Source organism: Ruegeria sp. R13_0, from assembly GCF_017743995.1.
Lineage (GTDB): Bacteria > Pseudomonadota > Alphaproteobacteria > Rhodobacterales > Rhodobacteraceae > Ruegeria.
On the sequence record NZ_JAGHRB010000018.1, the window covers coordinates 12,344 to 26,188 of the forward strand.

The window sequence follows — 13,845 nt, forward strand, 5'->3', positions numbered from 1 at the left end:
GTCCTGCTGACACTCCTGTCATTATGAAAATACAGGAGGAAGCGACCCGCTAGAACGTCATTTCCAGACCTATGTTAAGACCCCAGTCCTGTTCGGACTCTGTTACGATACCAGTAAGGGTGGCGCGCGCTCTGAAGGCGAAATCACGCTGCTTTGTATATGTCGCGCCAATATGGACTTTGCCCCATACGCCGCCAAAGTCTTCGGCCAAAGTCAAACCTGAGCGTTTAGCGACTGTTTCTGACCAATTAGCAGAAATCCCACTCGTCAAAACCAGACTGGCGCTTTCAACCGGCAAGTCATTGGAATAGTCGACACCGACGACGACATCTGTAACTGTCATGCTTTGCTCTGCAATTGAGCCGGTAGCGTAATCAACATAGGGCTGCCGCGAGTTTTCGATACGGCTTATGAGCAGGTGCGGCATCAATTTGAAATCATCGTAAATCAGCTCACCGGATACCTTCACGGTCGCCAAAGTCTGCTCTGACACAATGTCCTCAACCGCACCTCTGAACCCGATGAAGTCAGTCTCGGTCCGGCCTATTAGGTATTGGATTTCGAGGTAAAGCGGGTGATCACGGTTTTTGGCAACGAAATATGGCCCGACCAGATACCCCTTGCCTTTGCTCCCAAAACCGTAGCTCTCATAAGTCATCTGATCGAATTGAAACATGACACCAGCAATCGCATTTGGGGTGAGGCGGAAATGAACGCCAGCCGCACCAAAGAAATAGGCTCTAAGATGTTGTTCGTCTTCAAACCAGCCGCCATGAAAACGAGCCCATGTCGCTTGCCGACCACCTGTTGCAAAATCAAAATCACCGACCTCATTTGTTATGTTCGCGTCGAGGTAGCCGATCGGGTTCGCGGATAACAGGTCACTCAAATCCGGCTGAGCCGAAAGGCTATGATCAATGTGCCACCATCTATAGGTGAAGATACTTGGTATTGGGTCATGATCGCTGGTCGGCTGTGCAATAGCGGGAACACTCAGCGTGATCATGAGCGTCAAAACTTGCCAAAGCGCCGACTTGCCGAACACCCATCTACGATCAAGCAGACGATTACCTGAAATGAGCTTCATACCATCAAACTTGTTAAATAAGCTCGCAGCTCGAGGCTTTGCCTCGTAGCTGACCTACCTCGGCAGCCTGAAAACAGTGACTGCCGAGGGACTAATTTCTAAAATTCAACAGGATAGTGCAAAGGCCACGAGTGGCTAAGACAATAGCCTATTGCACGGGCTCACTGGACCCAGCGCCGTTTGGCGAGTTGTCAGGCCAATCACAAGGCCCGGGTGTAGACACTTGCTGATCGTGGTTGTGGCACCCGACGTCACCAGTCGCAATATTGGTGACCTGGACTTTGTCAGGTACCTTGTGCGTGTGGCCTCCGGACGTTCCGAAATTGGAAGCCTGATTTACCGAAGGCGAAGGGAACTTTGTGTTCTGCGCAAAGCCTGGGATCGCTGCCACAAGCGAGACCATGATCGTTGCCGCCGCGATGCTGTTTTTCAATGCTAATGAGTACTTCAATGGTTTATCCTATCTGAACTAGATCTTATTGGGCGATTCAAGGTGTTTTGCCGTTTGGCAAAACCCTGCTCGTAGTTGGGGAAAATAACTGTTTTCGTTCAGGTGCCTCCGCTTCGTTTTGAACTTCTACGACTCTGCCAGACTTACCGGCCGTTGCCTCCCCGCAGGGCCGCCTGAAGTTCATGCAGATTTGCGGAGTCGACTAAATGTGAAGTGGAATGCCAACTTTGCAGCTTACGGGCGTATTTATTGATTGCGATGCACGGTGGTCTCTAACTTTTGAATTCACACCCAACTGTGCTCGGGCTAGAGTGCTCTTTCTGTTCAGAGCTTTGCTGTCCAGCGCCGCGCTACTACACACGCCGGAAAATCGGCAGAAAACCCAACCCTATGCGCGAAGGATTCCGACCAATTGCTTTGATGCGATGGAAAGAGCGTCTTCATGGAAGGCCGCATAACCTAGAACAAGCCCTTGTAGTGGATTTGGACGCACACAATGGGTCGACAAGGCACTGACCTCTAAACCAACACTCTTGGCTCGATTGCTGATCTCATAATCCGAGACGTTATTTGCAAATTGGGCGTTTAGTGAAACACACAGATGCATTCCTGATGGGTCGGGCCGAAGGTCCAACAAGTCAGACACCGGGGCCAATGCCTCAAGCAGATGAGCTTGACGGCGCGCATAAACGCGCCGCATGCGTCTTAGGTGCATCGCGAATTCACCACTGTTCATAAACCTTGCCAATGCAGGTTGCGGTATCAGCGAAGCGCGAGGACCGACCCGACCAAGGTAGCTATGCGTGCGATCCAATAGGCGTTTTGGAACCACTAAGTATCCAATTCTGAGCGCCGGACTGACAAGTTTTGAAAAACTACCCAGGTAAATCGTGTGTTCCAGCCCATCGAGCCCAGCGAGCGATGGCAAAGGGTGCCCTCGGTATCTGAACTCGCTGTCGTAATCATCTTCAATAACGATTGCTCGCGCACTCCTTGCCCAATCCAACAATCCGATGCGACGCGACAATGGCAGGGTGACGCCAGTCGGGTAATGACGGGACGGCGTGACGATCGCCGCGTGAACTCCTTCAGGAATGCGCGCGGGATCGAGCCCGTCTTGATCGATACGCACTGGATGGGCTTGGTTTCCAGTGTCCGCAAGAATTGTATGAAGTTTAGGCCAGCAAGGGTCCTCAATGGTCACCTGTCTGCCGGTGCCGAGCAAACCCTTGAAAACGATCTCAAAGGCTTCGCTCGCACCCGAAGTGATCACTACCTGGCGCGGATCGCAGGGCAAGCTCCGCCAAGCTGCAAGGTGATCCGCGATCGCTTCACGCAGGGGATACCAGCCCAGCGGGTCAGGTTGCGCCAAGAGCGCGGTTTCTGGCCTGCGCCAGGCGCGTTCCAGATGGCGCGCCCATTGCGTATGAGGAAGCAACGATTGATCGGGCAGCCCTGTGTGAAAGGGGCCCCACTCTTTCATCATCGGACGCGTTGGACGGGGCTTAGTCGTTGGCGGAGACAAATGGGTGATTTCATCGGCGACAAAAGTACCGCTACCCTGCCGAGTGTTCAGGTAGCCCTCGCTGATCATCTGATCATAGACAGCCTGAACCGTTGTCCGTGAAATCGAAAGCTCCGAGGCCAAAACCCTGCTGGCAGGCAGTTTTGCGCCAACTAAATCTGGCGACCTGGAAAGCATAGCGCGAAGCGCATCGAGCAACTGAGACTGCAATGAGGTCTTCAGGGCCGCATCCAGCGAAATCGCAAACAAGTCGCGATTCAAATTGGCATTAGTAGAAGCTTCAAAATTGGCCATTTCCCAATATCCAATATTCCGGCATCAGTTGCTTAGCAACAACAATCCTGAGCTGATGCAATGAACGAGACGCTGAACATCACCGAAAGAACACGCTTGCGCAGGTTGCATGAACGAGGTCATTTTGATCGTTCGACAATCAATCGAATTCTGGACGCGCAACCCATGTGTAGCGTGGCATACGTCATAGAAGGCAAACCTTTTGTGACGCCTACCTTGCAATGGCGCGAAGGAAATCATGTCTACTGGCATGGTTCCTCGGCAAGTCGCGCCCTGCGGAGTTCTCGCGATGCCGAGGTGTGTCTTTCAGTTGCAATTTTGGATGGGTTTGTACTCGCTAGATCCGGCATGCATCACTCAGTGAACTCGCGGTCCGTTACGCTGTTTGGGACAGCACTAAAAGTCGAAGATCCAGAAGAGAAGATTCAAAAGCTAAGCGCGTTTGTGAACGGTTTGTTTCCCGGACGCTACGAGAGCCTTCGCCCTGATCACGCGCAGGATTTGAAGGCGACCACGGTCCTGGGTATGGAGATATCTGAAGGTAGCGCCAAGATCCGGACCGGTGGTCCTGTTGACGAGGAAGAAGACTACCAACTGCCGATTTGGGCCGGGGTTATTCCGGTCAGCACAATGATTGGAGAGCCGATCCCTGACCCCCGAAACATCGACTGCGTGTCTGTACCTAATCATGTAAGATCGTTTCGGCTGTAGTGCGTCGCAATGTCCAAATTCTCAGGGAACCTGAATGAGGTCGCGCCCGGACCACGCGAGTTATTAATACGCCCCGAGGGAGATATCAGTGTTAAACGACGCCAAAACACCTTCAGACTACATTGACCGACTCGATGACGATTGGCGGCGCGATACGCTACTGGAGCTGCGCGAAATCATACTCAAACAATCGCCACAACTCGATGAGCAAATACATTACAAGATGTTAGGCTATGGTTCGGATGAGTCCCATGTCTTTCACCTGAATGCGCAGAAGGCGTATGTTAGCCTTTATGTCGGGAACGCAGCAAAGATCGACCCTGACGCAGAGCTACTACATGGCTTGAGTGTTGGAAAAGGCTGTATTCGGTTCAAAAAGACAACCGATGTGTCCAACACCAGAATCGACGAGTTTATTGCTCTTGCCGTCAGGCTTTGGCGGCAAGGTGAGGACATCGACTGCTGAATTTGCGGCGCAGGACCACTTTGTCAGCGGGTGTAGTTCGTTTCAAACTTCAACGCAGTCTGTCTTCTCGCGGTAGGCGGCTTCAATCATATCGCCGGCCAAAGCATCATAGGCAAGCGACCAGGAGTCCAACACGTCCTTCGTCGCTGCATCTTCCAGAACCAGTACCAGCATCTGCACCAGCGCAGTTTTTACGATCCAGTAATGTTCTTCTTCAACACCATAAGCCAGATGACGCAGGGCCAGATCTTGAACCAGAGGTGTCAACTCGCTTTCGTCCTGAAGTTGGGAAACCACAAACCCAATTGTGCTCATCAGCTTTGAAGCTTGAACCGTCATGTCATTCAGAAACATTTGACGTGTCTCGGGTGCGATTTCGAACAGACGTTCGTAGAACACTTCGCCAGCGCGATTGATACTGCCAGACAACAAAAAATAGCTACTCCTGACATTCTCAATATCAGTCTGGCAGAGTTTCATTTGTCCATCCCCTTCACGTATGATGACCGTTATCGAGACGGGTTCCTCGACCGTCAGTTCAAAGGTGCGAATTGAGATCAGAAAACGGGAAATTGAAGATGTAACAATGCCCGAATTTGCATGTAGATCATGCAAAATTGCACGACCCGATCCATGCGGGTGCTACGCCCGGCAATTCACTCTGATTTTGCGACAAGGAAACTCTGGCCGTTGGATCGAAAGTGTAACACCTGTGCTTTTGGACAGTTGTTATACGGAGCGGAATTGTCTTTTCAAAAACACGCCCTCACCGAAGCGGCCCGAATGACAAGGCGCACTCTGAATTGCACACGGGTTTCGTGCTACAGGCCGATAGAACGCATTTCAGAGAACAATATATAAACTCCGTTAATGCCTTGCGAGGTGTTTCAATTGGCGCCAAAGGCCGCTTGGAAGCTAACAAATAGCAAATCGTGGCGTCCAAGAGGCATAAGTCATGTCAGGAAATAGACACTCCAGAGTTTTCACGGCGGTTCGATCTTGGTTCAAACGTCGTCAAAAACAGACCTTGTCGGGTCAGGACTTTGACTATTGGTCCGAGCACATGAAAAGGGATATTGGCTGGCCCAATGAACGCAGCCGCTCGGTTGCCAAAAGTGGCGCTGCGATCACCCGCTTTGACTGCACATTTCGTTGAGTATTTGACCTGCCCGAGCACGTGGCGAAACCTATCCACAATGAGAATTCCGTGGCTCCGCACAGGAATCAGCTGGAGGGTCGAAAAACCTTCGTTTCGCGCTCCAGCCATTTTCTGTATTTCTTGACTTTACCTGAGTTCCTGAGCCCTTCCAGATAGACCAGATAGTAGCCACTCCCGTCGTCACCAAGGATATCAAAGGGCTGGACCAGCGAACTTCGGTCCAGTTCCTCTTAGAAAAAGGCGGGAGTGAGCATAGCAACACCCTGCCCCACCAAACGGCCTGTGCTTCGACGACTTGAGGGCCAAAGTGAACACTTCGTCGATCCTGCTTTGAACACCCGCTTTTTCGAACCATTTGAGCCACCAGGGATCGTCATTCGACAAGATCGGCAGCGCCAAAAGGTCGTTAGGACTCGTTAACCCGCGAGCTTTATCAACCAACTCGGGCGAGAGCATCGGCGTGAACAAAGCGGGCAGCAAAAGATACGACCAATGCCGCTAGTCCCGTTCCTGACAGCGCGACTAAACCCGCCGAAGCAAGAGCAACACCTAAGACTTGCGGCAGGCTTCTTCGATACCCAAACCGAGCGCTCGATGCGGTCGCAAGTGATGTAGCTCCACCTGGTGAATCTGTAGCACTAGTACAAAAACCAGAAGAGCCCAAAACTGCCCACGCATGGCTTGGCCTCCTATTCGTAGCTTGTCAGGAGTTTCGGCAAAAAAACGCGAATTGGAACTACGGTCGTATCACGGCAGTGCGGTTTCACTTTGTTTTTCAATCGTTGGCCAAATGTCCCGCAAGAATACCGTCAGGTCGTTCGGTGCGAAGGGAATCTTGTACGGAAAGAGCAGCGCGCTCACGAAACCCCGGTGATAGGTGGCGTGGTTGGCGAGGTGTAGGATAATGTCGCGCCGAGTCATTGCACCGGCACCACCGCCAACGAACTCAAACCTAATCGTTTCATCCAGTTCTGCCTCAGTCCAGATCTTCGCCTGATCGACATAAAACGCATTGATTTCACGAAGCTGTCTTGCAACATCGCGAAACGGAAGTGGATCGTCCCGATGGCGGGCCGTGTAGGGGTGTGTGCGCCGTTCCAGATGCGCTTTGAACATCTCGGCGACGACGAGCGTATGATCAAAGGTGCCCGAGATCGATTTGAACAGCGTATCGCGCGGTTCCATCAGGGTCTCGTCAGACAGCTGCTCGGCGTTCTTCAGCATGACGTCATCGGCCCAGGCCATGTAGGCGGCCATCTTGTGTGTGTAGGACAACTTGGGCATTTGCTTCTCCGATTCTAGAGTTCCAGTGATTTGCTGTGGGTTCGCTGCGGAGATGACGCATGCTCCTCCGAGGCCATCGCAATGAGCGCTGATGCACTCAGCCTCCACGTTCGCTCGCTGGCTTTCATCTTGAAATCTGGGCCATTGCGTATTTTGCCGGTGCGATCAGCATCCATAACCCGACACCAAGCATAGCTCCGCCGGAAACGGCGTTGGGCAGCCATAGGTTCGTACCAAAGGCGTTACGTTCTCTGAGTTTCTTCTGAGCGAAAACAGCCATCATGGAAAGCGCAATGAGGCAGATAAACCCGTTCAGGTACATGAAAAACCCAAGGATCAGGATCTGCACGCTGATATTCCCCAACTCCAGTGACACAAACTGTGGCAGAAACGACGTTAGAACCACGATCATCTTTGGGTTGCCCAGGTTTGTGGCAAGCCCCTGCAAGTAGGGCACCGAGATTGGCTCGTTGCCAATGGGTAGCGTCGGTAAATCGACGTCTTTGCGATCACGGCAGGATTGAAAGGCGGCGCGCATCAGCCGCACGCCGATATAGATGAGATAAAGCGCACCAGCGGCCCGAATACCCATCCAAATGGTCGGAGAAAGCTGGTTAGTAAAATCCAAACCAAACGCAATTGCAGGCACAAACACCAAACCGGCCGACACCACGCCCAAGGTCGTTGCGATCGCATAACGTAGTCCTTGCGATACCGCTCTCGACACAACAAGAATGCTGTCCGGCCCGGGCGTTAGGAACATCGACGCACGTATTGCGACCATCAATAGGACAAGACCCCAGTCCATAGAATTCCCTCATGTTTGGTTAAGGTGGGCTTACAACGAACCTTCGATCTCAGCGGTACAGCGCTTTAGGTGTCACGCAACTGCCGTGACCTCGATTTCAACCATCAGGTCAGGCGCAGCAAGTGCGGCGACAACCAGAGTGGTCACGGAAGGTGCGGCACCGGTATTCCACCAGGCCTGTCTGACCTCCGACAATTCAGTCAGGTATTTTGCATCCGTGACATAATAAACAACCCGCGCAATATGCTCGGTCGTCATCCCCACCGACGCCAGCAAAGCCTCGACGTTGTCTATGCTCTGATGCGCTTGCTCTTTGAAGGTGCCTAAGGTCGTCCCGTCTGTGGCGACCCCGATCTGACCTGATAAAAAAACAACCCTGCTGGGCATAAGAGCTTCAACCCCATGGGCATAGATGCCTTGGTATTGAGTCGGAACAGCCCTAACGGTTGCGGGAGAAAGTCTGTTTAACATCGTCGGTCCTATGAGCAAAAGTGCACAGAGCAGCATTGCCGGGTGTTGGCAGGGGCACAAATCAAACGGGTTATTGACCCATCAGGCAGACTTATGTGCAAGCGTTCCGGCGATTGTCCGATTAAGCCCTTTGCTCAGCACGGAATTCGGAAGTCTGGGGTCGCAGTGGTTCTGGTATTCCTTCCTTTGCCTGCCAAATATCTGTCGAGCATTTTCCCGGAGTAGGCGAATGGCCACTTGCACTTTCAGAGTCTGCACGGTGTCAGGGTGTACGTGCAAATGAAGCGTGCGATCCAATTCCATCGCGTTGCCGCCGACCCGAGCCAGCGCCGGGTCTTCCTCGCCAAGACAAACGGGTAGAAGCCCTTTGCCAACGCCGTTGCGGACCGCGTTATGTGCCAGCATCGGATCGTTTCCGCTGAAGTGAACCGCTGCATCTGTAGTTTTGTGCTTATCCATGAATTTAGCTGGCGCCCTTCGGTGCGCCGTATCATCGGCCAATGCGATCCAGCCCAATTTGTTCGGATCAAGGTCTGAATGTGCATAGACGGCAAAAGGAACGTCACAGAGTTTTATCGAAAACTCACCCATCTGAGGCGTATCTTCGAACCAAAGTGAAACGCTTGCCGGTGTCCATGCTGAGGTTGCAGGAACGCCAGCGTTCAATCTCACCGACAGGTGGGAGTGTTCGGCAAGCAATCTGGGTAAAAGCCGATCTGCGACGCGTGCCAGCAGCCAGTGCTCACCCGCAATACGCAATTCGCCCGTTGGCTGCCCTGAAGGGGATGCGGCCAATTCCTCGATGCGGCTGGCGCGCCGCTCGATTTCCATCGCATCCGCTATGAGGCGCTCGCCGGCCTCAGTAGGTATAATCCCGGTTTTCGACCGCAGGAACAATGTGGTGCCCAAGGCCGCCTCCAAAGCGGACAACCTGCGCCCGACCGTGGATTGGTCAATCCCTAGGCTGGTTGAGGCCCGCGTAAGCGATCCAGACCGAACCAAAGCCAGTAATACGCGAAGGTCGTCCCAATTGAGTTTCATGAGAGGCTACCACCGTTAGCAGGTCGATGAATCCGGGCGTGGATCAGCTTTCGTCGATCAGCCGGACGATCTTGTTATCCTTAATTTCAAAAAGGGAAGTGCCGCTTAGTTGAAGAATCGCACCTGCCGTAGGCCCGTTGGGAATATCAACAGCCGCCATTGCAAGAAACGAGACCCGGGCTGTAGTGAATGGACCAACCGTAATAAATTCAATGATCTCCTGCTTGCGCGAGGAAAACAGTTCCAAAGCAGCAATTGCCAATTCTCGAAACTCTGCCTTGTTGTGGGCGCTCGCATTCCCTTCGCCTTCAGAAGTGTTTTGAAATTCAATGCTCTCATCGAGGCATTCCAACATAGCGTCGACATCGCGCGCGTTATATGCGCTAACATAGCGATCAATGACCGCTGGCAAACAGTCGGACACGTCAGGGCTCCTTAAAACAAATCAAACGTACGTCTTGAGAGAATAAGTCGGAACTTAGAAACGCTCCAATAAAGCCTCGGCGCTTTCTATTAAGCTGGCTTATGGCGAGAACCGCCCCTTCGAGACGCTATTGCTGAACAACGTTGAGACCGCTGAGACCCGACACTTCGACTAGCTCGACTAGAGCCCAACCTACGAACACCCTAAAAACGGGGTCTCTATGCGGTTGGATACGTCCTGCAACTTTACATGTTTTGCATGCAGTTCTGCGGGTTTTGATGTGAATCCGTGGCTACTAGTTGAGGTGCCTATCGGCATCGCGTTTCCGATGCCACATTATGTGTTAACAAAAAGTCAGAGAAAACAGTTATGGCAGTCCTTAAAAAAGGTTCCAAAGGTAAAGAAGTCCAAGCATTGCAGACCCGTTTGAACAGGCTGGGCGCTAAACCGCAGTTAAAAATTGACGGGATTTTTGGTCCGAACACACATAAAGCCGTCGTGGCTTTCCAAAAGAAAGCTAAACTCAAATCGACAAATGGTGCGGTCGACAATCTCACCGTTGCTGCCTTGCAGTACGGGGGTCCGTTGCCGACTATGAACGTCAAAGACCTGAGTTCGGTGGCGAAGTTGTGCAAAGACTTTCAGCGACATAACCTACTGTTGATCGGTTTTATGAGCGCGCTTGATGCCGCTACAGGAAATCTAGACAAAACCATAGACAAAACCCTTCCCACAGCGACAAAAATGGCCGGCGCCAACAAATCAATCTGGGAAAGTATCATCAAAATCAGCCAGGACGTTGTGTCGAAACAAAAGCAGTTTGACAGCTTGTTACTTTCTCATCCCCATCGAGCGAAAAAACTGGCCGACGAATGCGACACCCTTTTCAAGCAGGTTCAGTCTCAGGGAGAGGCGGCAAGCAAGAATGTCGATACGGTCTACAGTACGCTGGACAAAACCATCAGCGATCTAAGCAAGAACGTTGCCGAGGTTCAGAAGATGATGGCCGATCTGAAGAAACACTCGAAGAAGAGCCAAAAGTTCATCTAGCTTTTCGCTCAGCTTGGTCCTCATGCGACTTGCCCCAGGGCACACGGACATCATCGCCGTGTGCCCAATCAGCGCCAACTGGGACGACCGAGTCGGCTCTATTAGACGGTCCTAAATCAGAATCGCCTGTTCCAATTCGATCTGCAATTGCAGTGCGGTAAGGTTCTCTACAACTGCGATCTGTGTCAGACCTGATCCATTCACATCCGCCCACAACTCGGCACCTGCCTCTCCGTCCAGCGCGATGACGTTCTGGATCAAAGTCTCTCCTGGCGCGATATTCAACGAGTCTGCCGCAACGGCAAGTGTATCTACTTCGATCTCGAAATCCGTTATTGTATCGATACCTGCATAAACGCTGTCGAGGTTGCGAAACACAAACGTGTCTGCATCGTCCCCGCCGGTCAGCATGTTGGAGCCGAACCCACCATCCAGAAAATCGGACCCGCTGCCACCGATGAGTGTGTCGTTGCCGGGACCCCCGAGCAGAACGTCCGGGCCCCCCATGCCGCTTAAGACGTCATTGCCCCCTAAGCCGATGATCTGTTCTATTCCGGCGGTCCCAACCAGCAGATCGTCCCCATCGGTTCCACTGATCTGTGTGTATTCGGTTTTCCACGGCAGACCATCGTTGCGGGTGATGCTTCCACCGGCAATATCCCAGATGATCAGGTCTGGAAGATCGTCATCATCGTCAGGCTTCGGTGGGCTGCTGTCATCGTCGTCATCGTGGACTACGATGTCGGGAAGACCCCCTTCGGTTTCCACCGCTACAACACTGCCGCCATCAATGTCCCAGATGATGATATCGGGTAGATCATCGTCATTGTCCCCAGCGACTGCGGTTCCCGTCACGTTCCCTCCGGCAAGGTCCCAAAGGATGGTATCCGGAATATCTACATCGTCATCATCTGGCGCGCGATGTGAATACGCACTCGGATTCAGCTTCGAAGTTGCAGGTTGCGTATAGTTGGTTGGGTCACTTTCCATCTGATCAACAGGGGTGTTGCTTTCATGATCACTCGGCATGGTTTGATCTCCTTCACTTCGCTCAAGCGATTGAAACTGAAAAAGCGAACGGATCGCGTGAAATGAAATGCGACCGTCTGTTTGCTAAGAATTGGATAGTCGCCACCACCCGAACACGGAACCTGCGGACTCGCACTTGGCTCCTGCACCAACGCGGGAACCAATTAAATGAAAAGAAATTGGTGCGCCCGCTACCCGCGCACAACGTGCCGAGTTCCAATGAGAACATGTTTGGTCATGTGAACTTCGAGGCAGAAGCCGATCCTGCGGTTCGTAGTTTTGCTCAAGTAAATTCGCTTTACCCATTCTTCAACCCAGACAGTCTTGGTTGGTTCAAACCCTGTGTACTGCGTGAGGCGAAATCAATCTCTGAGCCTTAGATCTGACTTATGTATCCTACGAAGAACTTGAGGCTTCCTAGCTAGCAAATCTCAAATCACTCTAGTATTTGTATACTATGGTATGCAATTTAGGATAGCCGCTTTGGAACTTATGGAATGCATAATTGTAGCAAGAACCGAATCGCGGTTTGCGATTAGAATTCTCGAACAGCGAGAAAGTACTACGTCTTCAGAAAGCTCTTTGAACGCAGAAGTACTGAAGGACAAATTCACAGCGGCCCTTGTCAAAATCAGCGACACCGAATTTACCGAAGCTGTCGATCAACTTTTGTACAACATAGCTTCGCTCGACAAAAACGAAAAAACCCTGCCGTGAAAAGACATAGACACGGAAAACCGAAAAAGGTTCCGGTATCCCCAAACGAGACCTGCGCCAGTTACGTCACGGAAGCCAATCAGAAAGCTTATTCAGCGTTTTGGCTTTTGATGTTTGCAACGATTGGCCTGACGTTACTCGGTCTGCCCAATGTTGCCATCGCGACAGGATTTCCGGCCGGGATGCTAGTAGCCGCGAAGATTGCTATTCGGAATTCCGAGGGTTCATCCTAAAGTACTCTGCATCGGAAAAACGTTGAAACACCTTCCGTTTGAACAGTACGCTTGAACAGGCAGGCTGATAGCGCCAGTTTATTGTGGCCGACAGGCTGACCAACTTCTGAGAAGTCCCCATGGCCGCCAAAGATACACCACCGATGCCAGCAATACGTGTCTTCGACGCGGCTGCACGGCACGGCAATTTTTCTTCGGCGTCCGATGAACTGAGTATGACCCAAGCTGCCGTGAGTTACCAAATCAAAGTTCTCGAAGAACGCGTTGGCACCCCACTCTTTGAGCGGCATGCAAGGGGCGTGACTTTAACGCCTATAGGGAAAGATTTTGCTGACCAAGTTGTTCCCGCAATGGATGCGATCCGGGAAGCCTACACAGAAGCAAAGGGGACGTCACAACAGACGCTAACGATCAACGCAATCCCGACGTTTGCCACCCACTTTTTGTCCGGCGCATTGCGATCCTTTCAGGAGCAAAATCCAAAGATCAGTGTCCGCGTCGAGGTAAGTGAGAACTTTGTCGATTTAGATTCAATCGATTGCGACATGGCCATTCGGCTTGGCGACGGCGGGTTCGGCGGCAAGGACTGCCGCATGCTATTCCCGGCCGTCTTCTCACCAATGATGTCTCCAGAACTTGGCGCCTCGGTCAGCGAGATGACCAAATACGAAGACCTTCTTCAGCTTCCAGTATTGTCACCCGGAGACCCAAGATGGCAGATTTGGCTGTCGGCAGCAGGGGTTGACCCGACCGGATTCAGCCCAGACACCACTCGGCATTTTGGAACGCAAATGATTGAGGCCCAAGCTGCAATAGAGGGTCACGGAGTTGCCATGCTGACCCCGGCCTTTTTTAAGCGCGAGATCACTGCAGGCACATTGATACAACCCTTTAAGTTACTCGGTGACGATGGGAATAGCTACTGGTTGATCAATGGACGAAACCGCGGAAACTCTGCCAAAGTTCGTACATTTCGCAATTGGCTGTTGAAGAGGACGAAGCCCCTCCGGCAAACGCATTCTTCCTCTTCGAAATAGGCGATTCTGTTGGCCCGTGGTAGCTCTTAGTGGCATGAGATTGGCTTCCTTCGACCCA

General features: G+C 52.1%; 14 protein-coding genes. 5 read left to right on the forward strand and 9 right to left on the reverse strand.

The genetic code is table 11. The features are described 5' to 3' along the window. Positions 1-49: 49 nt before the first annotated feature. Positions 50-1,087 carry an autotransporter domain-containing protein gene (locus J7394_RS19365; RefSeq protein ID WP_209255517.1) on the reverse strand — a complete coding sequence of 346 codons (1,038 nt, stop codon included), beginning with the start codon at positions 1,085-1,087 and terminating at the stop codon, positions 50-52. A gap of 839 nt (positions 1,088-1,926) precedes the next feature. Continuing rightward, positions 1,927-3,357, reverse strand: coding sequence for a PLP-dependent aminotransferase family protein (locus tag J7394_RS19370; protein ID WP_209255519.1), 1,431 nt, complete (start codon positions 3,355-3,357; stop codon positions 1,927-1,929). Between the two features lie 60 nt (positions 3,358-3,417). Between J7394_RS19370 and J7394_RS19375 the strand changes: the two genes are divergently transcribed. Both J7394_RS19375 and J7394_RS19380 read left to right on the forward strand, forming a co-directional pair. After that, complete coding sequence (locus tag J7394_RS19375; protein ID WP_209255521.1) at positions 3,418-4,068, forward strand: pyridoxamine 5'-phosphate oxidase family protein; 651 nt, start codon at positions 3,418-3,420, stop codon at positions 4,066-4,068. 88 nt (positions 4,069-4,156) lie between these two features. Next, a complete protein-coding gene (locus tag J7394_RS19380; protein WP_209255522.1) occupies positions 4,157-4,534 on the forward strand; it encodes a DUF1801 domain-containing protein in 378 nt (125 codons plus the stop codon). A 42-nt stretch (positions 4,535-4,576) separates the two neighbouring features. Here J7394_RS19380 and J7394_RS19385 read toward each other — a convergent pair whose 3' ends face one another. The 6 genes from J7394_RS19385 to J7394_RS19410 form a co-directional block, all read right to left on the reverse strand. Then, positions 4,577-5,014, reverse strand: a complete 438-nt coding sequence (locus J7394_RS19385) for a globin domain-containing protein (protein WP_209255524.1) — start codon at positions 5,012-5,014, stop codon at positions 4,577-4,579. 1,426 nt (positions 5,015-6,440) lie between these two features. After that, complete coding sequence (locus tag J7394_RS19390) at positions 6,441-6,977, reverse strand: DinB family protein (protein ID WP_209255526.1); 537 nt, start codon at positions 6,975-6,977, stop codon at positions 6,441-6,443. A 124-nt stretch (positions 6,978-7,101) separates the two neighbouring features. Beyond that, positions 7,102-7,785, reverse strand: a complete 684-nt coding sequence (locus J7394_RS19395; protein ID WP_209255528.1) for a LysE family translocator — start codon at positions 7,783-7,785, stop codon at positions 7,102-7,104. Positions 7,786-7,857: 72 nt separating this feature from the next. Then, positions 7,858-8,172 carry a RidA family protein gene (locus tag J7394_RS19400; protein ID WP_209255530.1) on the reverse strand — a complete coding sequence of 105 codons (315 nt, stop codon included), beginning with the start codon at positions 8,170-8,172 and terminating at the stop codon, positions 7,858-7,860. A 165-nt stretch (positions 8,173-8,337) separates the two neighbouring features. Continuing rightward, complete coding sequence (locus J7394_RS19405) at positions 8,338-9,297, reverse strand: LysR family transcriptional regulator (protein ID WP_209255532.1); 960 nt, start codon at positions 9,295-9,297, stop codon at positions 8,338-8,340. A gap of 43 nt (positions 9,298-9,340) precedes the next feature. Then, positions 9,341-9,721, reverse strand: a complete 381-nt coding sequence (locus tag J7394_RS19410; protein ID WP_209255534.1) for a nuclear transport factor 2 family protein — start codon at positions 9,719-9,721, stop codon at positions 9,341-9,343. A 369-nt stretch (positions 9,722-10,090) separates the two neighbouring features. On the opposite strand from J7394_RS19410, the gene J7394_RS19415 reads away from it, so the two are divergent. Continuing rightward, a complete protein-coding gene (locus J7394_RS19415; protein ID WP_209255536.1) occupies positions 10,091-10,771 on the forward strand; it encodes a peptidoglycan-binding protein in 681 nt (226 codons plus the stop codon). Between the two features lie 111 nt (positions 10,772-10,882). Here J7394_RS19415 and J7394_RS19420 read toward each other — a convergent pair whose 3' ends face one another. After that, a complete protein-coding gene (locus tag J7394_RS19420) occupies positions 10,883-11,800 on the reverse strand; it encodes a calcium-binding protein (protein WP_209255538.1) in 918 nt (305 codons plus the stop codon). 483 nt (positions 11,801-12,283) lie between these two features. On the opposite strand from J7394_RS19420, the gene J7394_RS19425 reads away from it, so the two are divergent. Both J7394_RS19425 and J7394_RS19430 read left to right on the forward strand, forming a co-directional pair. After that, a complete protein-coding gene (locus J7394_RS19425; protein ID WP_209255540.1) occupies positions 12,284-12,517 on the forward strand; it encodes a hypothetical protein in 234 nt (77 codons plus the stop codon). Between the two features lie 352 nt (positions 12,518-12,869). After that, positions 12,870-13,787 carry a LysR substrate-binding domain-containing protein gene (locus J7394_RS19430; protein ID WP_209255542.1) on the forward strand — a complete coding sequence of 306 codons (918 nt, stop codon included), beginning with the start codon at positions 12,870-12,872 and terminating at the stop codon, positions 13,785-13,787. Positions 13,788-13,845 lie beyond the last annotated feature (58 nt).

Coding starts and splice junctions, on each gene's coding strand:
- J7394_RS19415 (WP_209255536.1), top strand. CDS start 10,091: ATGGCAGTCCTTAAAAAAGGTTCCAAAGGTAAAGAAGTCCAAGCATTG.
- J7394_RS19370 (WP_209255519.1), bottom strand. CDS start 3,357: ATGGCCAATTTTGAAGCTTCTACTAATGCCAATTTGAATCGCGACTTG.
- J7394_RS19375 (WP_209255521.1), top strand. CDS start 3,418: ATGAACGAGACGCTGAACATCACCGAAAGAACACGCTTGCGCAGGTTG.
- J7394_RS19430 (WP_209255542.1), top strand. CDS start 12,870: ATGGCCGCCAAAGATACACCACCGATGCCAGCAATACGTGTCTTCGAC.
- J7394_RS19400 (WP_209255530.1), bottom strand. CDS start 8,172: ATGCCCAGCAGGGTTGTTTTTTTATCAGGTCAGATCGGGGTCGCCACA.
- J7394_RS19405 (WP_209255532.1), bottom strand. CDS start 9,297: ATGAAACTCAATTGGGACGACCTTCGCGTATTACTGGCTTTGGTTCGG.
- J7394_RS19365 (WP_209255517.1), bottom strand. CDS start 1,087: ATGAAGCTCATTTCAGGTAATCGTCTGCTTGATCGTAGATGGGTGTTC.
- J7394_RS19395 (WP_209255528.1), bottom strand. CDS start 7,785: ATGGACTGGGGTCTTGTCCTATTGATGGTCGCAATACGTGCGTCGATG.
- J7394_RS19385 (WP_209255524.1), bottom strand. CDS start 5,014: ATGAAACTCTGCCAGACTGATATTGAGAATGTCAGGAGTAGCTATTTT.
- J7394_RS19390 (WP_209255526.1), bottom strand. CDS start 6,977: ATGCCCAAGTTGTCCTACACACACAAGATGGCCGCCTACATGGCCTGG.
- J7394_RS19420 (WP_209255538.1), bottom strand. CDS start 11,800: ATGCCGAGTGATCATGAAAGCAACACCCCTGTTGATCAGATGGAAAGT.